Here is a 22,212-nt window from a genome sequence, read left to right on the forward strand (position 1 = left end):
GCCGATGTTTACTGGTGCCACACTCCCTTTGAAGGGCTTTTCAGGAAGTTTCGGGCTGGAAGTGCAGCGAGATTGTGCTGTGGCGTTTGTCGGCAAGGTACCGACACTACTCGATCAGCGAGTGGTACCTTGCGGAAAGCCTGCGCATATCCGCGAAGCCCTGGCAATGGGCGGAATTAGCGGCGTAATCACAACGGCTGAGCTTGCATCACAGGTTCCCGAAACCCTTGGATTGGCAATATCTGACAGTCCAAGGGTTTCAGCGATGCTTCTGCATGAAGCCCTCGTCGCCATTCCCAACTTCCAATGGGAGGATTTTCCGACACGGGTGCATCCTACTGCGATCGTTCATCCCAGCGCTCATATCGCAGAACAAAATGTTGTGATTGGGGAGGGCGTGGTCATCCATCCGGGGGCCATCGTTCTCGCGCGGTCGATCATTGGTGCTCGGAGCACGATTGGCCCTGGCACGATTGTTGGGGCGGACGCTTTTGAGGTGAACGCGGAAGTAAGCCCTCGTGCAATCCTCAAGCAGGCTGGAGGTGTGCGAATTGGGACCGATGTGGACGTGCAATCTAAATGCACGTTGGTGCGCGCGACCTTTGGTGGATTCACCGAAATCGGCAACGAAACCAAGTTCGACTGTCAGGTGCATCTAGCTCATGATTGCCGTGTCGGTAAGAGAGTACAGGTGGCCGCATGCGCCGAAATTTCCGGAAGAGTAAATATTGGCGATGATAGTTTCATCGGGCCGAATGTTTCAATCAGTAATGGCTGCAATATTGGCCCCCGCACACATGTGACCATTGGTGCAGTGGTAGCCCGGGATGTCAGTGAAGGTAGTCGGGTGACAGGCCATTTTGCTGTTGACCATCGCAAATGGCTATCGTTCATGCGAGGATTTAAATGATTCCGTTCATCGATCTGGCAAAACAACAGGACCGTATCCGAGAAAAGATCGAGACTGGCATTGCTGCCGTTCTCGCGCACGGCCGCTATATCTTAGGCCCTGAAGTCGACGAGCTTGAAGAGAAGCTGGCCGCATATACTGGCGCGCAATTCTGTATCTCCGTTGCCAACGGTACGGATGCATTGCAGATAGCGTTGATGGCGCTCGACGTCGGGCCAGGAGACGAGGTCATCACGCCGGGTTTCAGCTATATCGCTACTGCCGAAACAGCTGCGCTGCTCGGTGCAAAGTTGGTCTATATCGATATCGATCCGGTCACTTACACGCTAGATCCTAATGTGCTTGAGGCGGCAATCGGGCCAAACACCAAAGCGATTATTCCCGTATCGCTATATGGCCAGCCTGCCGACATGGACAAGATTAACGCCATTGCGGAACGTCATGGCATTCCTGTCGTTGAGGATGGAGCTCAAAGTTTCGGTTCAACCTATCAGAACCGCAAATCGTGTAACCTCTCCACAATAGGCTGCACCAGTTTCTTTCCGTCGAAACCCTTAGGGTGCTACGGCGATGGGGGGGCAATCTTCACATCTGACGCGAAACTGGCGACTGTCATGCGACAAATCGCCCGGCATGGTCAGGAGCGTCGATATCATCATATTCGTATCGGGGTAAATTCTCGTCTCGATACGCTGCAGGCCGCGATTCTTTTGCCAAAGCTCGAAATCTTGGATGACGAAATTGCGGCTCGGCAGCACGCGGCGGATCGCTATGCCTACGCTTTGGCTGAGATCGGCGTACAGCCACCAGCCCTTGCGGCGGGAACGACGAGCGCTTGGGCGCAATATACGATCAGGGTCAAGGAACGGGACCGGGTCCAACACGCTCTGGAGCGCGCGGGCATCCCTACAGCTGTTCACTATCCGCTTCCCCTGAACCGACAACCTGCCGTAGCAGATCCGGATGTTTCGCTCCCTGTGGGCGACCAGGCCGCGCGAGAGGTCATGAGCCTGCCCATGCACCCCTATCTTTCAACTGCGCAAATCGATGAAATCGTTGGCGCGATAAAAGACTGGCGCGAGTAACCCAATTGGCGTTCAAAGCTGCCTATCGCCCATGGGGCTTGTTTCTGCTGTTCGCTATTGGCGTGCTAGCATGGACCTTCTTGTTTCCGGCGCTCAACTGGCCTGATGAAATCTATAAGGTTTCCCGTGTCGGCATTGATGAAAATATTTATCTAGACCTGTTGTCTCGTGCCACGACGAATTATTGCATCGTTTCCTATGTGAACGGAAGCGATATGTCGTATCTATCTAATGTATTCCATGCCCGAATGACAGGTGGGTATGAATGCTATTACGACATGAAGCTAGTAAATGCGGCGATGATACTTATTTCCGCTTTGTTAGGTGTGTTTTTATTAAAGGATTCTAATTATAAAAACCTATACTTGATGTCACTGATTTGGCCGGCAAATCTTTTTTACATGACCGGTATAAATCAGCAGGCGCTATTTTGCACGCTTTCTGTTCTTGTCATGGTGGGCGCGCTGGCTTCAAAGCGGATCTGGCCTTACACCATTGCCTCTATCGCTTTGGTACTGATTGATAGGTCCTTTGTTTCGCTGACGATTTATCTGGGCTGCCTTATGGGCTTTCGTTGGCGACCCCAAATCGCACTTGGAATGATGATTGTCCTTCTTGTGGTGGCGATAGTCATTCGGCCTTACGTGGAGGCCAGCAATATATTCGTTGGTGGCGACTCGACTATCGGTGATATTAGCCAAAGTCTGACTGATTATTATGACAATCCGATAGTCAGCCTTGGTCTTCTTTTTGTTTCGTTTGTTTACCTTGGGGGTACCAATGCCATATTAGGTATTGGTGTGGACTATCTCCTTGTCATTCTCGTTGGCGGTAAGTGGCTGTGGAAAGAGCGAATGAATGAGGACATGAAGTCCTATTTATATGCATTCATTTTCACATATTTTCTAGTCATAAGCTTTGTTCCGACAATTCAGACGTTCAGGTATTATGTATTTTTGCTGCCCATTCTGATAAAATATTTGTGCAATTCAAGAGATAATCAAAATAAGTATTGTTTTTATGCTATTGTTATGAATGTTGTGTATCTTGTTCAGGCAACAATTATTTATGGGTAGTGTTCCTAAAGTGGCCGTGCTGCTCGCCAGCTATAATGGCGCTGATTGGATCGGTGAACAAATTCAGTCGATCTTGCGCAGCGAAGGCGTTGATTGCCATATCTTCCTATCGGATGATGGTTCAGGCGATGATACCGTGAATGTCGCTCGCTGCGAGGGAGGGGAACGCCTCACGCTTTTGCCCATCGCGCCCCGCCGTTCAGCGGCGCAGAATTTCATTCGGTTGGTTCAGGAAGCAGAGTGGGATGGTTACGATTATGTCTCGCTGGCGGATCAGGATGATCGATGGTTCCCGGATAAGCTGGCGAAGGCGGTGCGCGCGATCGAAACTCACGATCTTGCCGGCTATTCATCGGACGTGCAGGCTTTCTGGCCGGATGGCCGCCGACGCTATATTCGTAAAAGCCAGCCGCTCCGCCGCTTCGATTATCTGCTAGAGAGTGCGGGCCCGGGAAGCACCTTCGTTTTTCCTGCGAAAGCAGCCAATTTTCTGCGTATGCAATTGAACAAGGCGGACACTGAAACGCTGGGCGGCATCGAAAGGCATGACTGGCTGTTCTACGCTTATTTTCGAGAAGCATCTATGCCTTGGCTGATAGATGCTACTGCAGGCCTTGATTACCGGCAGCATGAAAGCAATGTTGTGGGCGCCGCGGCGGGCTTGCGCGCGCGGCTCGCCCGCCTCGACCTTGTTAGCAATGGCTGGTACCGCTCGCAGATCTTGGCAGTAGGCAAACTTACAGGCGCCTCAAACGCGCTGCTGGAATATTTGCGCAAGCCTGAGGTCAAGTCCTGGGGCAAGCTCTTAGCTCATAGTCGAGAATATCGCCGGCGGTTGTCTGAAGCCTGTGCAATCACGCTGTTGTTGATGGCAATGGCAATCGGGAAGAAGCGGTAATGCGTGTGCTGTACATGAGTTGGGGGGAGGTGCCGCGCCTCTCGTCGGTATATGGTGGGCAGGTTGTTGAAGTGGTTGCCGCGCTTCAGCGCCATCCTGAAATTGAACGTGCGGGACTGCTGGCTGGATTTCCGCTGATCCATTCTGGGATGGTACGCGAGAAATGGCACTACCATCGCCAAATCTCGGCAATCCGAAGTCGGTTGGGGGGCGATGGCTTCGTCACTCGGCGGCTTGCAGTTCCTCCTGTCGGCGTCCATCCTCAACCTTGGCAATTGCCTCTCTTTACCGCCGGCCATGAGCGCTTCCTCGCTAAACACATCCAAAATTTCGGCGCAGATATTATTCAATGCCGCTCGTATGTGGCCACTCATTTTGCACTTAAGGTGCGAGCGCGATACCGGTTGCCAGTAAAAATCGTGTTCGATGCACGTTCCCTCATGCCGGAAGAGGCGCGCCTGGCGGGCCGATGGAAGGATGGCTCGCCTGCATATCGTTTCTGGAAAGATACGGAGAAAGCGATGCTGGCGGCGGCCGATCTCTCAAACGCCGTATCAACTCCCATGCAGGACCGGTTCGATGTGCTGGGTGCCCGACGCACGGCGCTCGTACATTTGAACGCCGAAGTGCGAGGCCTGAATGAGGACAAGATTTCCGACACAAGCCGTCTTGATGCTGGGGCACCGGTGCTAGCATATGCCGGCTATCTCGCAGAGAATAGCTGGCACCAACCGGAAAATCTCTGGCTGGCTTTTGCTGGATTCCGCGATCATTGTCCCGGAGCGCGGCTGCTGCTGATCACCAAATCGGATCATAGTGCCCTAAAGAGCAGTCTTGCTGCCTTCGGCCGGGCGGATCTGGTGGATGCCATCACCTTCACTTCGGCAAGCGCACCAGCGGAAACCGTGCAGTTGCTGCAAGGCGCTGACATTTCCATTTTAAGCTATCGCACCCCAAAAACCGCTTTTGAGCGCGAACTGGCTGAGCCGGTATTCGCAACGAAATCAGCTGAGTATTTGGCTGTTGGCCTGCCTTTGCTAGTGAACCGTTATTGTGGCGGCGTGCGGGAATATGCCCTCGCACGGAATGCTGGTGCAGCATATGATCCCGAAGCTGGCCCGTGCGCCGAAACCGTTGCGAAATTGTTGGATCAAGCAAGAGACAGGCTGCGTATTTCGCGTGAAGCCCGAAACGATTTTTCACTGACAGCCAATGCTGACCGTTTGGTGCAGCTATACAAGAACCTTGAAGGTTCGACTGAAGATATGTTCCAATATTGCGCCGGTCGGAAATTGGCATGAGTGTTAATCTCGGGTTATTTTTTCATTATATTAATCGGGTCATAGCAATTGCTGTATCGCGCTATTGGGCATGGACTCTGGAGTCCTACCTTTCTCGGAAGGCAGGCAAGTGTGGTTCGATAAAATTTGCGGGACATGGGCGTTTCACCAATATTTCGAAACTTGAGATAGGTCATAATGTCCATGTTAATTCGGGCGCATATTGGGTCTGTGAAGGCGGGTTAACGATAGGTGATAACACGATTTTCGCGCGCAACGTGACCATTTACACGCGCAATCATGATCATCGAGGCAGTGAACTACCTTTCGACCATTCCAATGTATTTCGCCCAGTCTTCATTGGGCGAAACGTGTGGGTTGGCGCTAATGTGACGATTCTCCCCGGAGCCCACATCGGTGACGGCGCTATCATCGGTGCTGGTGCTGTGGTGGCTGGTGAAATCCCTCAATGTGCTATAGTCGGCGCTCCCAAGGCGCAGCCGATCGGCCATCGCGACCTAGAGCATTACCAGAAATTAGACGAAGCGGGCGCATATCATCGTCCCGTGTATCTACCCCGAAGATAGAGCGTAGAAGATGCAGTCGATAGTCTCGCGTTTCCGGTCGAACGCCGGAGGCATGGCTTTAGGGAGCCTCATTTTTCAGGCAGCTTCTTTTTTGATGCTGATAGTCCTCAAACCTATCTTGGGGCATGAGCATTTTGCATTTTTCATAACTCAGATATCGATTGCATCAATCATCGGATCCGTTGCAACCCTTCGCTTCGAGCTCTTATTGTTCGAATCCAAAGGTGAGGTTGATAAAGAAGTACTTTTTTCGACACTCGCGATTTCGGTTGTGACGTTAAGTGTATGCGCAGTTTTTCTGAAACTGATATTATCAGTATTCGATTTGTCTATTGATATATCGCCGATGTCTTATGTTTTAGCCTTCGGGTTCGGGATGATTGAGGCTCAATCTTTTCTTTGCGTTCAGATGGGTCGCGTAATCGAACTCGTAGCGACAAGATTCATCCAAACCGTAATTCTTGTTCTTCTAGCTATAATAGTATGGAGTGGCATTGGCCGCAGTGCTGTTTTTTTTGTATACGCAATAGGGGTAGCTGCGCCAATTCTTCTCTGGCTAGCGATGGCAATAATAAACGTTCCGGGTCGAATAGCCTTGGGCGTCCCGTCAGTCACTATGTTAAAGCGAAGCATCGCACTGACTGCTGCCGTGATGGTCAATACCGTCTACGCCAACATACCCGTAGTTATTGCCTCGGCAACCCAGTCGGCGGCATTTGTTGCCGACTTTGGTTTCGTCATGCGCCTTTTGACCGGTCCAATCACATTGATCCGACAGGCTTACGGCCATTCGTATCTTGCTGATACCTTTGCACTAGTGCGCAATTCGGTCACGCCCGGCAGAGATATCTGGCGCATAACACGTCATGCCATGTTGCGCAGTGCGATGCTTTATTCGTTCTTGTTACCATTTGTGATTGTAGCTGTTGTTTTATTGAGTCGCGTTCTCAATATTTCAAATCCCTACATGATTATCCCACTTTCTCTTGTAACGATAGGTCAGGTTGCTATCAATACCGTGGCCAACGTAAGGTTGCCGCTTAAAAAAGAGGCGTATTTTTTGGCTGTTGATGTTGTAAGGACGACAATTTTAGCAGTTTCGCTATTTTTTATACGTTCTGTAAATTACTATATCGTATTTTCTGTGTGGTCGTCTATATTGTATTTCGTTTATATTGCTTTGATACGCGCCAAGGCATGTGATTTCTGGCCCGGTTCTCGCTCCCTCAGAGTTCGTTTGGAAAGTCAGGGGTGAGCGTTTTGGCGTAGGAGATTGCCGCCGATAGTGACGAGGGTCATGGTCTAGGAGACGTCGATGCGCTTCTCGTAATCGCGGACCAATCGGCATTATCGGAGCATCCAGTCAAAGGTCTGTTCGAGAACCCATCGTTGGGGCAGAACCTTGAAGACTTGCTGCTGATCGCTGCGTCGGATGATCTCGACGTTGAAATCCAGATAGTTTGCCTTAAGGCGGTCATAAGCGGCATCGGCGAAGAGAAGTTTGATCCGGGGCGAGCGTTTGCCGATGCCATCGAGGATACTCTGGGCGGTTGCGCTGTCCGAAATCTCTGCAATGGTCAGGTTGACCAGTAGGAGCCGTCTACCGGTATCGACGGCAATGTGCCGTTCGCATCCGATAACCTTCTTGCCTGCGTCAAGCTCACTTTTTTGTAAGCGGTCAAAATCCCCCACATTTTCAGAAGCTCCGAGGTTGGTAGTTTCGTCGCAATGAACGGCGAGGTTACCAGTGAGTGATGAAACTGATTTCGAAACATGTTTCGAAACGAGCGCCCCGGGTCAGGTGCAGCGGCTTGACGTGATCGAAAGCCCGCGGGGCAAGCGGCACTGGACGCCCGAGGCGCGGGCGCAGATCATCGCGGAAAGCCTGGAGCCGGGTGCCAATGTGTCAGCGGTGGCGCGCCGCCACGGGCTGTTTCCCCAGCAGTTGTACACATGGCGGCGCGGATTGCGGGAGCGCGCGGAGGCGATGACCTTTGTGCCGGCAATGGTCGAGCGTGGGAAGGTCGACGAACTGTCCAGCGCGGCAGTGCCACCAGTCAGCGGCCAGATCGTCGTCGAGGCAAGCGGGCTGTTGATCCGCATCCCTCCCGACGTGAGCGCGGATCACATCGAGCGGGTGTTGTTGGCCGCGCGGGTGGGCGCGTGATCATCCCGCCCGGCCCCCTGAAGGTACTGGTCGCAACGCAGCCCGTGGACTTCAGGAAAGGAATGGTGGGCCTTGCCTCGCTGGTCGAGCGCGAGCTCAGGCTCGATCCCTTCTCAGGTATGCTGTTTATCTTCCGGGCCGCAGAGCGGACCGGATCAAACTCCTGGTCTGGGACGGCACCGGGCTGGTGCTGGTGACGAAGCGCTTGCACGATGGGAAGTTCCGTTGGCCACGCCCGGGAGACGGGGTGATGAAGCTGTCAGCGGCGCAAGCCTCGGCGTTGATCGAGGGGTTGGACTGGTCGCGCGTGCACGTGCCGCGCGTGCCCAAACCGATCCATGCGCAGTAGGCCGCATGCCTGATTCTGCTTGGCGCAAGGCTGTTCCTCGCGAGGCAAAATCCGCTAGAATGCAGGCGTGGCGGCGCACCCAGAACTCCCCGCAGCGACCGGCGCAGAAGCCGGATACGACGAGCTTCCCGACGACGTCGAGCAGCTCAAGGCGATGCTGCTGGCCGAGCGCGCCCGCGCAGCGCGGCTCGAGCATATCCTCAAACTGATCAACCGCACGACCTTCGGCAAGCGGTCGGAGAAGCTTCCTGTCGATCAGCTCGCACTCGCGCTGGAAGACCAGGCCGTGGCCCTTGGTGAGGCCTAGGGCCTGCAGGATAAGACAGACGAAGAAATCGAGCGTCATGGCCTCGTGCCTCGCAAACGCCGGCCCGCCGACACACAGCGCGCATCGCTGCCGGCGCATCTGCCGCGCTTCGAGGTGGTGATCGAACCCGACAGCCTGGAATGCGCCTGTGGCGGCGCGCTGCACAAGGTCGGTGAGGACCGTGCGGAACGGCTCGACATCATCCCAGCGCAGCACCGCGTCATGGTGACGATCCGGCCGCGCTATGCGTGCCGGTGCTGTACCGATGGCGTACACCAGGCTCCGGCACCGGCGCGCGTGGTGCCGGGCGGCTTGCCGACAGAAGCGCTGATCGCCGATGTTCTCATCAACAAGTACTGCGACCACCTTCCGCTTTATCGCCAGTCGAAGATCTTCGTGCGGCAGGGCATCGAGATCAGCCGCGCCACGCTGGCCAACTGGGTCGGCCGGGGCATTGCGGCGCTGCAGCCGATCGTCGACCGGATGCGCGTGGATGCACTTGCACGATCACGGCTGTTCGTCGACGAAACCACCGTCAAGGTGCTGGCACCGGGGACCGGCAAGACCAAAACCGGCTACATGTGGGTCATCGTCTGTGACGACCGGGCCCATGGCGGTGCCGATCCGCCGCTGGCGCTCTACACCTATATGCCCGGCCGCGGGGCCATGTGGGCCAGGCAGCTGCTGGGAGCCTACCACGGCATCCTGCAGGTCGATGCCTGGCAAGCCTACGACCAGTTCGGCAAGGATGACCGCGCCAATGCTGGCGTCTGGAAATCCTACTGCTGGGCGCACCTGCGACGTAAGTTTGTCGATGCGGGCAGTGATGCTCCGATCGCGCAGGATGCGTTGCAGCGCATCGCCAGGATCTACGGAATCGAAAAGGACATCCGTGGTCGCTCGCCCGAGGAGCGCCTTGCTGTACGGCAGGAGCGAAGCCGTCCGCTGATCGATAGCCTCCATGCTTGGTTCACTGCCATCAGCCCCCGCATCATGGCTGGCTCGGCGACAAGCGACGCGATGAAATATGCGCTGAAACGTTGGGCGGGCTTCAGCCGGTTCCTCGACGACGGACGGATCGAGCTCGACAACAACGCCGCCGAACGTGCCATCAGGCCAGTGACTCTCCAGAGAAAAAATGCGTTGTTCGCCGGCCACCAACTCGGCGCCGAAAATTGGGCGGCGATCGCCTCGCTGGTCGAAACCTGCAAGATGCTGGACCTCGAGCCCTACGCCTACCTCTCGGATGTACTCGCCCGAGTTATCAGCCGCTCCGACACCGATCCGATCGACGATCTGCTCCCATACAACTGGGTCAATACAAACGCCGGGCAAACGATGTTCGAAATGAGCAACGTCGTCACCGCTGCTTGATCACCGAAATGACATCGCCAAACCTGACGGGGTGGCTCCGCCGCCACGTGGGGGATTTTTACCGCTTACACTTTTTTCTGCCGATGGTGCCTTGATTGACCGGCTCCCGATCACCGCCGTGCTCGGACTGGCGTCCTCCATCGGCTCTGCCGAATCCACATGCAGAGCCTGAATCAGGCGCAGAGCCCCTCGACAACCCCCGGCACCGAGTTTCCAAACAGCCTCTCAGTTATTCGGAGGAAATTAGTCCATGCTGGCGGAGGCTGCTCAGGATGGCGTGGAGTGCTGTCCGGGCTTCTGCATCTATCGTCCTTCCTCCCTTCGCGTCGGCGATAGCCGGCTGTTGCGGGCCGACCACACGCTTATTCTGCACGCGCAATTCATGCTCGGCGTACACATCGAAATCGTGGATCTGGAGATCGATTTTTGCTTGAATAGCGGGATCTTTCTGGATCGTGCTGCCGGATATCTGGATGGGTCCGACAATAATACCTTGGGTCGTTGTATCTGCGCGATGATTGTCGATGATGATGTGATTGTGGCGGGGCGCAGTGCGATCAATGTAATAGGTGCAACTGTTTTGAGTGAAATAGAATGGGCCGAAGACGCCGCCCGACGATGTGGAATCTACATGAAGCCAGTGATTTCCAGAGCGTTCCTCGGTCGGCGAGCGAAGCCAGGAACCGCGAGCGGCGACATCATCAACGCGACATCCTTTGGAATTAATCACGACGATGCCTTGTTCACTCGTCGTGCCGGCGCCTGACAGGAATATTTTACGAATACGTGCATCCCGGGTGTGCTCCACCCGGATGATGGATCTGTAATTGCCACCTTCGCACCATATGTCGGACAGCGTTGGGCCGCCCCCATAATCATAGCTCTCATTCGCGCTAAGGAGATGGATTAGATCGTCAGAAGTACCGCTGCCGCACGACTGGAGTACGACATGGCCAAGGTGTGACAGCCCTCCCATGAGCCGGACAGGCCGGGCAACTTTGGAAAACCAGAAGTTGCTAGCCCGGTTTGCATTATCCTTCAGAGAAAGGGGGCTGGCGGTCAATGTGATGTCATCAGGACCAGTCGGCTTCCCTGAGTTCGGGGCGCTATGCCAAAGCCCCTGCTCACAAGCCATTATCTCCGTTTTCTCCCCGCCGAACGATGCTCCGATGCAACCGATGGCGTCGATTGCGATTTGGCATCGCGAAATGTACAGATCACCAATCACGCTGGTCCCGCATTCCTGTGCACGGATACCGATCGCGCCACCCGCGCCGTTGGTTTGATCACCAGCCCCATTCAGTGAGAGATGCTGGAACCGTAGGCGATAATTGCCATGACCGCTATTGTTGCCGAACCAAAAAATCGGCATCCCTTGATGAGCTAGATTCGGAGCAGCCATGATGCGGGTGTTCAGGCGACTTTGACCGATAATACTGCGGGCGCCACCATTGGTTTTTTCACGTATTGTGGTGCCAACCAGATAGGTGCCATCGGGAACAGTGATCGTAAGGTTTTCGTTGATGGCTTGCTGAAATGCATTGGCACAGTCAAATCGTGAATCGCCGGATCTTATCGCCGCGTGATGTTCCGATGGAATATAGTCTAGTACCGACACCTGTTCACGCAATTTGCTCACTATACTTCGCGTAACGGTGCCATCGGTGCTCAGTTTAAAAGCTCCTTGCGCCTCGACATCCTGACTGCCCGACGCTGTACCTGGCTGCGCATGCGATGACGGTGAAACCATCGCCGCTCCGACAGCCCCCCCCACTAGCGCTCTTCGCGACAGGTGGGTGTGGGCGGCATCCAAGCCGGCTTCGGAAGATAACCGCATGTTCTGAGCGTCGGAGCTGGATTTCATAGGTCCTCGTCGTGATGATTTTTGCCTCAGATTGATTGATCCTGTACCAATTTTGCCGCCGGTCGATGAACTAAAATCGCCAAGTGGCGTGAATCCCGTAGGCGTGTGAGGCGTGGCTTTCGCCATGCCCTCGAATCTTGCTCTTGGGATCGTCCAATGAACAAGAATTGGTGCGTATTCAGGCATCCATCGCGCAGCCTGCCTGAAACATTTTTGGCGTGCATTTTGAGCCAGCTGAAGTCGGTGTGGCGCGCTTGATGGAGCTCGGGTGGTCAGTGTCCGGGAATTAATTCCGGCCCATTGTCCCTTTGCTTCCTTGATCAGTCTCGGTCGCCGAGAACCAACCTGCGGCCAAGGCTGCGCTAGGATACTGTGTATCATCTAGCGCAAACATGCAGACATAACGTTTGAAGGCGGTTTCCTTTCGCCCTAACAAGCCATGTAAACACCACCATGTCTGACCGATTGCAGCTGCTCGGTCTCGAAGTTATTTGAAGGCTCTATGCACTCACCTGTTCAACTCATCCGTTCTAAGCGCCATGGCGACACCCGTGGCTGGTTCACCGAGGTATACTCGGAGCCCAAATTCACGACATTAGGCATTACCTGCACCTTTGTGCAGGACAATCATTCGCTGTCAGTCCCCGCCTTCACACTCCGTGGCCTGCACTTTCAGACCCCCCCCAAGGGGCAGGACAAACTGGTGCGCTGCATTCGCGGGCGGATATTCGATGTGGCCGTCGATATCCGTAAAGGGTCCCCGACTTACGGTCATTGGGTCGGTGCCGAACTAAGTGCGGAAAACGGGCATCAACTGTTCATCCCCATCGGCTTCGCGCACGGCTTCATGACGCTGGAGCCCGATTGCGAAGTCACCTACAAGTGCTCGGACATTTATGCGCCCGACCATGATGGCGGTATCCGCTGGGACAGTGTCGGGATCGACTGGCCGCTCCCTGATGGTACAGCGCCTGAATTGTCCGCAAAGGACAAGGTACAGCCAACGCTTGCCGAATTCGACAGCCCCTTCCCCTATGATGGCCGCCCACTCGCGCCGTTCGCCTGAAGGACACAAAACCCATGCGTATCTTCGTAACCGGCGGCGCCGGCTTCATCGGCTCGGCACTTGTTCGACACTTGATCGAGAATACCGAGCATGAAGTGCTCAATTTTGACAAGCTGACCTATGCCGGCACGCTGTCGACGGTCGAGCGCGTGGCATCTTCCAACCGCTACCGTTTCGTGCAGGCCGACATCTGCGATGCCGATGCGGTCCGCGCGGAGATTGCGGCATTCCGTCCGGACGTTATCACCCACTTGGCGGCCGAAAGCCATGTCGATCGATCAATCGACGGTCCTGGCGCGTTCGTCCAGACCAATGTCGTCGGCACTTACACCATGCTCGCCGAAGCGCGCGCATATTGGCTGGGCCTGGATGAAGAAGCCAAGGCGGCTTTCCGCTTCCACCATATCTCGACAGATGAGGTATACGGAACGCTGGGCGATACCGGTTTGTTCACCGAGGAAACGCCTTATGACCCGCGCTCGCCCTATTCGGCGTCGAAGGCTGGATCCGACCACTTGGTCAGCGCTTGGGGCCACACCTTCGGCCTGCCGGTGCTAATCACCAACTGCTCGAACAATTATGGGCCTTATCACTTCCCCGAGAAGTTGATCCCGCTGATGATCGCCAAGGCGCTCGATGGTGAACCGCTGCCAATCTACGGCAAGGGCGATCAGGTTCGCGACTGGCTCTATGTCGAGGATCATGTGCGTGCCCTGCAGGCGGTGTTCGAACAGGGTCAGCCCGGCCGCACCTACAATGTCGGCGGCCATAACGAACGCCAGAATATCGAGGTGGTAAAAACACTCTGCGCCATCCTTGACCAGCTTCGGCCTCGCACAGACGGCAAGCCTTACGCCGATCAGATGATCGAGGTTGCCGATCGCCCTGGACACGACAAGCGCTATGCCATCGACGCAACGCGCATCGGTGACGAATTGGGCTGGAAGCCTGTCGAAACGTTTGAAACCGGCATTCGCAAGACCGTCGAATGGTACTTGGCAAACGAAGCGTGGTGGCGCCCGCTGGTGGCGGCCAAGGCTTCGGAACGTCGAGGTGTCGTGGCGTAGAACTGTCGACACATCTACAAATCGGAGAAATTCGTGACGAAGCCGTACGCGATCCTCATTACCGGTGCCGATGGGCAGCTTGGCACGGAACTTCAGCGTTGCACATGGCCTGAAGGCTGGGAAGTCGTAGCAGTTGGCCGCCATACGCTCGACTTGCGCGACACCGCTGCGATCGCTGCCAAAGTGGCAGAGCGCGACTGGGCAGCTGTCATCAACGGCGCGGCCTATACCGCTGTAGACAAGGCTGAGAGCGACATCGTAAGCGCTTGGGCCATCAATGCGATGGCTCCGGCGGCCTTCGGCGAGGCGTGCGCCAAGGCCGGAATTCCGTTTGTTCAGGTATCGACTGACTATGTGTTCGCCGGCAACAAAGCCGGAGCATGGGAAGTAGACGACCCTGTCGCACCGCTAGGCGTCTACGGGGCCTCCAAGCTGGGCGGCGAGCTGGCGGTGCGGACATCCGGTGCTCGCCACGCGATCGTACGCACTGCATGGGTGGTATCGGCGCATGGCCACAACTTCATCAAGACGATGCTGCGCGTCAGCGAAGGCCGCGATACGCTGAGCGTCGTCGACGACCAGCATGGCTCTCCCACCAGCGCTGCAGATCTGGCTCAGGCACTGATGACAATTACGGTTCGCCTGGTTGAAGATGAATCTGCCCCTACCGGCACCTTCCATTTTAGCAATGCCGGGACCGTAACCTGGGCTGGCTTCGCGACGGAGATATTCCGTCAGTCGGGCGAACGCGGTGGGCCTACTGCCAACGTCGCGCCAATCACCACTGCGGACTATCCCACACCTGCACGGCGACCGGCCAATTCACTCCTAAGCCACAACGCGATCTGCAATGGGTACAGCATCACACCGCGACCTTGGCCAGAAGCGCTCAGCGATATTCTCGACGAACTCATCGGAGTACGTAAATGAAGGGCATCATTCTCGCCGGAGGCACTGGCACGCGGCTCCATCCGGCTACGCTTGCCGTTAACAAGCAGTTACTTCCTGTCTACGACAAGCCGATGATCTATTACCCGCTTAGCGTTCTTATGCTGGCGGGCATTCGCGAAATTCTTATTATCTCAAGCCCAGAATATCTAGACAATTACCAACGCCTGTTCAGTGATGGATCTGCGTTCGGATTGAACATTGAGTATGCCGAACAACCAAGCCCTGACGGCCTGGCTCAAGCGTTTACGATAGGCGCAGACTTTATCGGCGACGATAACGTGGCGTTAGTCCTGGGCGACAACATCTTCTTCGGTGCCAACCTGACCGACCTGCTGGTGAGCGCAGTCGAACGCAAGACGGGCGCGACGGTATTCAGCTACCGTGTGGAGGATCCGGAGCGGTATGGCGTGGTTGAATTTGGTGAAGGCGGCCGTGCCATCAGCCTCGAGGAAAAGCCGGCGCAGCCTAAATCCAACCATGCAGTGACCGGTCTCTATTTTTACGACAACCGCGTTGTGGAGCTTGCCCGTAATCTGAAGCCATCAGCACGCGGCGAACTGGAAATCACGGACCTCAACCGCCTCTATATGGAAGCCGGTGATCTGTACGTCGAACAGATGGGCCGTGGCTATGCCTGGCTAGACACCGGTACGCACGACAGTCTGTTGGAAGCTGGGGAATTCGTTCGAACCCTCCAACATCGCCAGGGTATTCAGATTGCCTGCCTCGAGGAGATTGCATTCGAGATGGGCTTCATCTCTGCTGAACAAGCGCGTCAAGCAGGAGAACGCTTCAAAAAAACCGCTTACGGGCGTGCGATCTTGAAAGCTGTCGAGGGGCGTTAGGCCCCCGACTACCCCATTGCTGGGCTTTCACCATGCTTGCGCAGCACATTGTTGCGGGCTTCCGCCATTAGTGACTGCAAGCCGAGCCCTTCCGGCGAGCTCACATGTGCATGGCGAAGCTCATCTTGAGGATGGGAAATCCAGCGATCAGCTTACGGCATGCCGGTTTGCTGGGCGTCGGCCAATGCGCTCTAGCTCCTTCGCCTCCACTTCGGCTGGGGATATCGGTACCTGTTTATCCATTCTCCCAGGATACAAGGATGTCATCGCCAACTCAGCGAACGTGGGTCTTGATGCCCCGGAGCCTAAGCTTTTTGCGTTTATGCTTACGCCACGCGATGCTCGACCAGATTCCGACGCCAGCCACCGAAATTGCGATCAGCCCATAAGCGATCAACTCTCTATCCACGATCAAACCCCTTCGCGACCCACCTTTTCTTCCGAATAATGCAGAACTGAAAGAATGGTCAATACCGACTCAGATCCAGAATGAACCTTCTGAAATCAATAGATTTTTCTACAAAGTATGGTCATTGAAGATATATAACCCTTATTCAATGGTATTGAGCGGTATATGAAAATTAAAAATAGTTAACCATCGCAAGGGAAATTAGATATTAAGATTCAGATTGCATGGATTTATTGAGGTAATTAACATTAATTAAATTGGTATTTGTTTCCCATTGCGCTGGAGTGTCGCCAAACCTGAGATTTGGGTATTAGCGTCAAACTAAAGTCACAAGATGACCATTCGGACATCGGATTGATAGGGCAAGCTTCGACGCCAAGTTCTCAGGCGTTGGTGTGACGAGGCCTTATAAAGAGGCCCTGGGTTGATCACGCAGAGGCGTACCGTGCGTCGCCATCGCTAGTCACCGGAACACTGCTTCCTTCGAGCGTCAGTCGGCGCCAACGATACAGCAGATTGGCCGAGACGCCATTGCGCCGCACAACCACCGACAAGTTGACGCTGCCGTCCAGTGTGTTCTTTACGATTCTCAGCTTCTCCGCAGCCGACCAGAAACGGGGATGTCCGCCATCAGCGACAACCTCTTGTCCAGACATAGGCACGTGCTCAGGGAATAGCCCCAAGCCTCCATGCTATGCCTGAGGGTGTCCGGACGAAACGGGAGCCAGATCATATCAGCAGATCGAAGCGTCGACATGGCGACATTGACGAAGAATATTGCACGGATTGCTCCGCCATAATTTGCTCTGTGCGAACGCGCAACGCCAAGTCCTTGCGAACTGGTTCGCCGTAGGCGGTCGCAATTTACGCGAACTCATAGAGTAAGATTGCAGTTCATAAGTTGAGGGGGACCAGCGATTCCTGTTTATGCTTCGAACCCGATTTATGAACAGGGAATGGGGCCCACCATGGGGCCTAAAATTTTGTTGCAACGCAGCATTTTCTTGAAAATCAATCGCGTGGGTAAGCGTTGCGATTCCCTTCACCAGCTTGATGCGCAGATCGGCGCGGACCGTTCGGCGTGCCCGAAAGGCCACCGATGCGGGAGCGGCGGGAATTGGCCGCTCCCTTCGGTTTTGTCAGTCGGCCACTTGTATGGCGTTCAACTTCACCAAGGCATCGTTGATCGTGAAGCTGCCTGGCGCTTGCACTCTGGGAAATTCCTTGAATGTAGCCACGAACTGATCCGCCAGGCCGAAGGCTCCGAACAGGATGTAGTCGTGGTAGAGGAACCATTCGTAGTAACTGTTCGACGTGATGTCGGCATATTCGAACGGATCGGTTCGAAGGTTGAACAGCTTGGGCAGGCGTAGGGTCGTGAATGGCTCCGCCCAGATTTGCAGCGTGCCTTGGCAGCGCTGTTCCATGAACACGACCTTCCAGTTGTCGTAGCGCAGGGCCAGCACATCCCCATCGTCGCTGAAGTAGAAGAACAGCTTGCGCGGGCTTTCCTTCTCCTTGCCGGTGATGTGGCCGAGCATGCTGATGCCGTCGATATGGTTCTTGAAGCTCTTGCCGTTGGCCTGATGGCCTTTCTTCAGTTTCTCGCTGACATCGGCCTCGCCCGCCATTTCCAGGAACGTCGGCAGCCAGTCGTGATGCTGGACGATCCCGTGCGAGATCGATCCCGCTGGAACCTTGCCCGGCCAGCGCACCGCCAGCGGTACACGGAAGGCACCTTCCCAGTTGGTATCCTTTTCGCTGCGGAAAGGTGTGGTGGCGGCATCGGGCCAGCTGTTGCGGTGCGGACCGTTGTCCGTTGAGTACATGACGAAAGTATCGTCGGCGATGCCAAGCTCGTCGAGCAGGTCCAGCATCTGGCCGACGTTCTTGTCATGGTCGATCATGGTGTCGTGGTAGGGCGATTGCCAGCGCCCTGCCTGCCCTTTGCTCTCCGGCTTGGTGTGGGTGAACATGTGCATGTGCGTGGTGTTCAGCCATACAAAGAACGGCTGATCGTCCGCCTTGGCCTTGCGGATGAAGGCGCTGGCCTTGTCGACGAAATCGTCGTCGCAGGTTTCCATGCGCTTCTTGGTCAGCGGGCCGGTATCCTTGATCTTCTGCTTGCCGATGCGGCCCCAGCGCTTTTCCTCGGTGGCATCGTCCGCCTCCTGCGCCCAGCAATGCAGCACGCCGCGCGGGCCGATCTTGTTGCGGATGTTGGGGAAGTCCTTTTCCGGGTAATAGTCGTCCATCTCCGGCTCTTCCTCGGCATTCAGGTGGTAGAGGTTGCCGTAGAATTCGTCGAAGCCATGGACGGTGGGGAGGAACTCGTTGCGGTCTCCCAGGTGGTTCTTGCCGAACTGGCCGGTGGCGTAGCCATGGTTCTTCAGCAGATCGGCGATGGTGACGGTTTCCGGTAGCAGCCCTTCGCGCCCGCCGGGGCGGCCGACCTTGGAAAGCCCGGTGCGATAGACGCTCTGCCCGGTGATGAAGGAGGATCGGCCCGCCGTGCAGCTCTGTTCGCCGTAGGAATCGGTGAACATCATGCCTTCCTTGGCGATGCGATCTATGTTGGGGGTCTCGTAACCCATCAGGCCGTGGCTGTAGCAGCTGAGATTGGTGATCCCGATATCGTCGCCCCAGATGACGAGGATGTTCGGCTTTCCATTCGGCATGATTCGTCTCCGTCGGTTATGGCCGACGGGAAAGCTGACGGGCGCGGGCGTGCCGGGTTATCGGGTCTTTTACCGAAATCAGCCGATGGTAACCCGCGCCATGCGGGACGGATCAGCCCATCACCAGCGCAGCACGCGCGGCCCCAGCAAGGCGCCGAGAGCGGCGGACAGCGCGATCCCCAGCGAATACCACGTCAGCACGAACAGCGCGGAGGTTTCGGGGCAGTGCAGGCAATAGAGGCATGCCGCCCATGCTCCGGCCGCCAGCCCGGCGGTTCCCCCGGCAAGACGCAGGCGCGTGGGGGCAAGGCGCTTCAAGGCCCAGAGCAGCCCGGTCAGGATCGGCAACGCCAGGGCAAGAACCATGGCCGCGCAGACTTTCCAGCTATGGCCCAGCCACATCGCCAGCCATTGCGACGCCGGCGTTCGGGTCATCTCCAGCACCGCAAACGCGCCCAGCAGGCCTAGGGGAAGGGCAATCAGCCAGAGCTTGCGTTGAGGGCCGCAGTCCGGCCGGGCCAGGCGCAGCGTGGCGATCAGCGCCAGTGCGCCCAGCGCGGCGGCATAGAGCGTCTTCATCCAGAAGTGGCTGCTTTGCATGGCATCGCCCAGATCGCGCCGTATGCCGAGCCCCAACATGAGCAGGGCGATCGTCATCGCCATGCCAAGCGCAAGGCCGGTCAGGATACGCCGTGCAGCGGCATGGCGCGGTACCGCGCAAAGATCCGCACTGAGCGAAGCGACAAGACGGTCGCATGCGTTCTCGCCCCGGTTCGGGCCGCCGTCGTTCGTCACGTTATCACTGCTCTTCACTTCATCGCCTCCCGCACGCGCGCGGCGAGTGCCTTTAGCCCGCGATGGGTGGAGACCTTCACGTCGGATTCGCCCATCCCCTCACGCTGGGCGGCTTCGGAGGTGGAGAGGCCGTCGATCCGCGTCGCACGGATGGCGCGGGCCTGCTTTTCGGGGATCGTGGACAGCAGCGCCTCGGTATCGAGGCCGGCGCCGACCTCATCCTCGAAACTGTCGATGGAAAGATCGTCCTCCATCCCGTCGATCGGGACGGTGCGGCCTTGCCGGCGGAAATGGTCGATCATCTTGTATCGCGCGATCGCATAGAGCCAGCCGGTGAAGTTGCGGGCGCGATCGTAGGTCATGCGGCGGGTGTGCAAGGCGATCAGCGTTTCCTGCAAGAGATCCTCGATATCGTCGTCCTGGCCGGTCATGCGGCGCCGGAAAAAGGACCGCAGGCGCGGCACCAGCGCTTCCAGCAGGCGGGCATAGGCCTTGGCGTCGCCATCGAGGGCGCGGACCATCCAGTCCCTGAGTTCGGTCTCGCCGGTGCGCATCAGCATGTCCACAGGAGTTCGTCGCGAAGCCCCGCGACGTTACACGGCCGCCGGCGCTTCGCGAGGATTATTCGCTTCGGCGGTAGAGCACCGAATGGCCATGCGCGCCGGTGCGGGCGAGAGGCGTCCAGCCGGGGATCGGAAGCTCGTGCGTGTCCTGCCAGACGATCCACAGGTACGGAATGGCCGAAGGGATCTTCGCGGCGCTGGTCTGTACCTGGACGGTGCCGTCGCATTGCTCGCCGATCTGTATCGCGGATAGATCACGGTCGAACGGTGCGGCGACCGGGTTCGAAATGCTCAGCAGCTGTCCGCCCGACATTGCGAACTGATCGTTGGCGAAGGCATGCCTGCGGATCAGGGCATAGCTGGCGATATGGGTGTTGCGCGTGGGGCCGGCGAACGGGCTATCGCGGCAGGGCAGGGCAACGAAGGTCACCAGTTGCGACCCACGGGGAACATGGTCCAGCACCGCAGTTTCCTGCTGGATCTGGTGGTCCCACGTGGCAAGGCTTGCGGTGTTGGATGCCAGCCGCACGGCGACGAATGCCACGGCCGCTAGCGACAACCAGCCGAATTTGCCCATCGGATTCGCCGGACGCGCGGCGATCAGCGCTAGCGCGAACGTGATCGGCAGCATGCGCATGTCCGCAAAGAAGGACCCGTAGATGCGTACGGGGATCAGCCAGAAAATCCCGAACAGCACGGCAGCGGCAAGCGCCAGCCCCTTGTGCAAGGCAAAAGCATTGGATCGCCACATGCACACGATCACGAAGATGAGTTCGAGGGCGCACAGCGTATCGAAAGTGCTCCAGCGATCGGCCAGAACGTCGGCGATGAAGACGAACTTCATCGCCAGGAGAAACCAGCCGTCGGTGGGCAGGTGTTCGGGGGTGTGCGGCCACAGCATGCTCAGCGCGTGGGGCACCAGCAGGCAGGAACTGGCCAGCAAGCCGGTGAACGCGGAGTGCAGGAAGCGCCGATCGCGTTCGAAACGGAAGGCGAATTCGCAGCACCCGACAGCGATGCACAGCACCGCCCAGCCCGCAAGGTGGCAGATCCAGATCACGCTTGCGACGGCGCAGAACGTTACCCAACGCAAGCGTGGGCGTGCCATCATCCAGGGGCTGATCCAGAGGGCCAGCGCCAGGGTGTCCAGCGCGATGGCGAGCGAGAAATTGAGGAAGCCGTAGTTGAACGAATGGCCGAAAGCCAAGGGCACGGCGAACAGCGCCGTCGCCATCACGCGGCCATGCGCCGCGCGCGAGAGCAGCAGAAAACCGGCGCTCTGCAGCATCACGATCAGGATCGCGATGGCCTTCATCGTGGCGCTCAGGCCCAGAACCGGCTCCAAGACCAGGGCCAGCAGGTCGGTCCCCAGATTGGGCAGCAAGTTCCAGTTGAACGTGTACCAGCGCGCGACATCGACGGAGCGGCCACCGTCCATCTGCACCATGAAGCGCGCCATGTGCGCGGGCAGATCGGTAAGGGGTGGAACCTGCGGATAGAGCAGGGGTACGGCCGTGAGCAGCACGGCGATGATGCACCAGGAACGGGGCACCGCGCCGTCGCGCCAGTTGGTGGCCGGCATCAGGCCGACACCACGTTCGCGGGCGGTCAGGCCCCTCACCGTGCGGTTCTCCGCACGATCTCGAAATCGTCGCCCATCTCGGCCGCGCAGGCGGCGGTGAGTCGCGTCTCAAGCATGTCGAGCACGGCCTGTTCGTTGTAGCAGGGCACCACCACGGAAAGGCGTGGCGGCGCGGTTGCCAGCTGCGAAGCGATCGGCTCCATCTTCATGGTCTTCGTGTTCCCCCGAACAGCCCTGACGGCGTCCTCCGCCTTATCCGTCGGAATGGTTAACCCAGCGTAAAACGCCATTTCTTGCGGGTTTTTCCGGATTCGACGGCTCATGGCCCGTCAACCCTGTTTGCCTAGCTCTGGGCGCAG

18 protein-coding genes and 4 pseudogenes are annotated in these 22,212 nt (G+C 56.9%); 14 read left to right on the plus strand and 8 right to left on the minus strand.

All coding sequences use genetic code 11. The features are described 5' to 3' along the window. Positions 1-4 precede the first annotated feature (4 nt). The 7 genes from WBP07_RS17320 to WBP07_RS17350 are packed head-to-tail and all read left to right on the plus strand — an operon-like array spanning position 5 to position 7,091. A complete protein-coding gene (locus WBP07_RS17320) occupies positions 5-910 on the plus strand; it encodes a hypothetical protein (protein WP_395392877.1) in 906 nt (301 codons plus the stop codon). Continuing rightward, positions 907-1,995, plus strand: a complete 1,089-nt coding sequence (locus WBP07_RS17325; protein ID WP_395392879.1) for a DegT/DnrJ/EryC1/StrS family aminotransferase — start codon at positions 907-909, stop codon at positions 1,993-1,995. The genes WBP07_RS17320 and WBP07_RS17325 overlap by 4 nt, the downstream gene beginning before the upstream one ends. A 5-nt stretch (positions 1,996-2,000) precedes the next feature. After that, the gene (locus WBP07_RS17330) at positions 2,001-3,071 is read left to right on the plus strand and encodes a hypothetical protein (RefSeq protein WP_395392881.1); all 1,071 of its coding nucleotides are present in this window, start codon (positions 2,001-2,003) and stop codon (positions 3,069-3,071) included. A gap of 10 nt (positions 3,072-3,081) precedes the next feature. Beyond that, positions 3,082-3,969, plus strand: a complete 888-nt coding sequence (locus WBP07_RS17335; RefSeq protein ID WP_395392882.1) for a glycosyltransferase — start codon at positions 3,082-3,084, stop codon at positions 3,967-3,969. Further along, positions 3,969-5,270: a glycosyltransferase gene (locus tag WBP07_RS17340; protein ID WP_395392883.1), complete on the plus strand. Its 1,302-nt coding sequence runs from the start codon at positions 3,969-3,971 to the stop codon at positions 5,268-5,270. The genes WBP07_RS17335 and WBP07_RS17340 overlap by 1 nt, the downstream gene beginning before the upstream one ends. Beyond that, the gene (locus WBP07_RS17345) at positions 5,267-5,836 is read left to right on the plus strand and encodes an acyltransferase (protein WP_395392884.1); all 570 of its coding nucleotides are present in this window, start codon (positions 5,267-5,269) and stop codon (positions 5,834-5,836) included. The genes WBP07_RS17340 and WBP07_RS17345 overlap by 4 nt, the downstream gene beginning before the upstream one ends. A 10-nt stretch (positions 5,837-5,846) precedes the next feature. Next, entirely contained in the window at positions 5,847-7,091 is a 1,245-nt protein-coding gene (locus WBP07_RS17350; RefSeq protein ID WP_395392885.1) for a hypothetical protein, read from the plus strand. A gap of 47 nt (positions 7,092-7,138) precedes the next feature. Here the strand turns inward: WBP07_RS17350 and WBP07_RS17355 are convergent. After that, positions 7,139-7,492, minus strand: a pseudogene (locus WBP07_RS17355) (transposase); the annotation flags it as partial. Between the two features lie 145 nt (positions 7,493-7,637). Here WBP07_RS17355 and tnpA point away from each other — a divergent pair. From tnpA to tnpC, 3 genes and pseudogenes are all read left to right on the plus strand, one after another. Next, complete coding sequence (gene tnpA / locus WBP07_RS17360) at positions 7,638-8,003, plus strand: IS66-like element accessory protein TnpA (RefSeq protein WP_395392886.1); 366 nt, start codon at positions 7,638-7,640, stop codon at positions 8,001-8,003. Positions 8,004-8,065: 62 nt separating this feature from the next. After that, positions 8,066-8,352, plus strand: a pseudogene (tnpB, locus tag WBP07_RS17365) (IS66 family insertion sequence element accessory protein TnpB). A gap of 154 nt (positions 8,353-8,506) precedes the next feature. Continuing rightward, positions 8,507-10,033, plus strand: a pseudogene (tnpC, locus tag WBP07_RS17370) (IS66 family transposase). Positions 10,034-10,262: 229 nt separating this feature from the next. On the opposite strand, the gene WBP07_RS17375 reads toward tnpC, so the two are convergent. Continuing rightward, a complete protein-coding gene (locus WBP07_RS17375) occupies positions 10,263-12,083 on the minus strand; it encodes a hypothetical protein (protein WP_395392888.1) in 1,821 nt (606 codons plus the stop codon). A gap of 316 nt (positions 12,084-12,399) precedes the next feature. On the opposite strand from WBP07_RS17375, the gene rfbC reads away from it, so the two are divergent. Genes rfbC through rfbA form a run of 4 tightly spaced genes read left to right on the plus strand, consistent with a single transcriptional unit; the run spans position 12,400 to position 15,826 of the window. After that, complete coding sequence (rfbC, locus tag WBP07_RS17380; protein ID WP_395392889.1) at positions 12,400-12,963, plus strand: dTDP-4-dehydrorhamnose 3,5-epimerase; 564 nt, start codon at positions 12,400-12,402, stop codon at positions 12,961-12,963. A 14-nt stretch (positions 12,964-12,977) separates the two neighbouring features. Further along, positions 12,978-14,030 carry a dTDP-glucose 4,6-dehydratase gene (gene rfbB, locus WBP07_RS17385; RefSeq protein ID WP_395392891.1) on the plus strand — a complete coding sequence of 351 codons (1,053 nt, stop codon included), beginning with the start codon at positions 12,978-12,980 and terminating at the stop codon, positions 14,028-14,030. 33 nt (positions 14,031-14,063) lie between these two features. Next, on the plus strand, positions 14,064-14,960 hold the full coding sequence (gene rfbD, locus WBP07_RS17390; protein WP_395392892.1) for a dTDP-4-dehydrorhamnose reductase: 897 nt from the start codon (positions 14,064-14,066) through the stop codon (positions 14,958-14,960). Then, positions 14,957-15,826: a glucose-1-phosphate thymidylyltransferase RfbA gene (rfbA, locus tag WBP07_RS17395; protein ID WP_395392893.1), complete on the plus strand. Its 870-nt coding sequence runs from the start codon at positions 14,957-14,959 to the stop codon at positions 15,824-15,826. The genes rfbD and rfbA overlap by 4 nt, the downstream gene beginning before the upstream one ends. An 858-nt stretch (positions 15,827-16,684) precedes the next feature. Here the strand turns inward: rfbA and WBP07_RS17400 are convergent. The 6 genes and pseudogenes from WBP07_RS17400 to WBP07_RS17425 form a co-directional block, all read right to left on the minus strand. Further along, positions 16,685-16,918: pseudogene (locus WBP07_RS17400) on the minus strand (transposase); the annotation flags it as partial. 456 nt (positions 16,919-17,374) lie between these two features. Further along, positions 17,375-18,913, minus strand: coding sequence for an arylsulfatase (locus WBP07_RS17405; protein ID WP_395392894.1), 1,539 nt, complete (start codon positions 18,911-18,913; stop codon positions 17,375-17,377). 120 nt (positions 18,914-19,033) lie between these two features. Next, complete coding sequence (locus WBP07_RS17410) at positions 19,034-19,726, minus strand: DUF1109 domain-containing protein (protein WP_395392895.1); 693 nt, start codon at positions 19,724-19,726, stop codon at positions 19,034-19,036. Beyond that, on the minus strand, positions 19,723-20,262 hold the full coding sequence (locus WBP07_RS17415) for a sigma-70 family RNA polymerase sigma factor (protein WP_395392896.1): 540 nt from the start codon (positions 20,260-20,262) through the stop codon (positions 19,723-19,725). Before WBP07_RS17415 ends, WBP07_RS17410 begins: the two co-directional genes overlap by 4 nt. 67 nt (positions 20,263-20,329) lie before the next feature. Continuing rightward, positions 20,330-21,892, minus strand: a complete 1,563-nt coding sequence (locus WBP07_RS17420; protein ID WP_395392898.1) for a hypothetical protein — start codon at positions 21,890-21,892, stop codon at positions 20,330-20,332. Continuing rightward, positions 21,889-22,176 carry a hypothetical protein gene (locus WBP07_RS17425; protein WP_395392899.1) on the minus strand — a complete coding sequence of 96 codons (288 nt, stop codon included), beginning with the start codon at positions 22,174-22,176 and terminating at the stop codon, positions 21,889-21,891. Before WBP07_RS17425 ends, WBP07_RS17420 begins: the two co-directional genes overlap by 4 nt. Positions 22,177-22,212 lie beyond the last annotated feature (36 nt).

It is taken from the genome of Novosphingobium oxfordense (assembly GCF_044029435.1).
Classification (GTDB): Bacteria; Pseudomonadota; Alphaproteobacteria; order Sphingomonadales; family Sphingomonadaceae; genus Novosphingobium.

Bases quoted from the DNA above. Each gene is read 5' to 3' on its own strand.
- WBP07_RS17325 (WP_395392879.1), top strand. From the start codon at position 907: ATGATTCCGTTCATCGATCTGGCAAAACAACAGGACCGTATCCGAGAA.
- WBP07_RS17425 (WP_395392899.1), bottom strand. From the start codon at position 22,176: ATGAGCCGTCGAATCCGGAAAAACCCGCAAGAAATGGCGTTTTACGCT.
- rfbB (WP_395392891.1), top strand. From the start codon at position 12,978: ATGCGTATCTTCGTAACCGGCGGCGCCGGCTTCATCGGCTCGGCACTT.
- WBP07_RS17350 (WP_395392885.1), top strand. From the start codon at position 5,847: ATGCAGTCGATAGTCTCGCGTTTCCGGTCGAACGCCGGAGGCATGGCT.
- rfbC (WP_395392889.1), top strand. From the start codon at position 12,400: ATGCACTCACCTGTTCAACTCATCCGTTCTAAGCGCCATGGCGACACC.
- WBP07_RS17405 (WP_395392894.1), bottom strand. From the start codon at position 18,913: ATGCCGAATGGAAAGCCGAACATCCTCGTCATCTGGGGCGACGATATC.
- WBP07_RS17415 (WP_395392896.1), bottom strand. From the start codon at position 20,262: ATGCGCACCGGCGAGACCGAACTCAGGGACTGGATGGTCCGCGCCCTC.
- WBP07_RS17375 (WP_395392888.1), bottom strand. From the start codon at position 12,083: ATGCCTGAATACGCACCAATTCTTGTTCATTGGACGATCCCAAGAGCA.
- rfbA (WP_395392893.1), top strand. From the start codon at position 14,957: ATGAAGGGCATCATTCTCGCCGGAGGCACTGGCACGCGGCTCCATCCG.
- WBP07_RS17340 (WP_395392883.1), top strand. From the start codon at position 3,969: ATGCGTGTGCTGTACATGAGTTGGGGGGAGGTGCCGCGCCTCTCGTCG.
- WBP07_RS17320 (WP_395392877.1), top strand. From the start codon at position 5: ATGTTTACTGGTGCCACACTCCCTTTGAAGGGCTTTTCAGGAAGTTTC.
- WBP07_RS17345 (WP_395392884.1), top strand. From the start codon at position 5,267: ATGAGTGTTAATCTCGGGTTATTTTTTCATTATATTAATCGGGTCATA.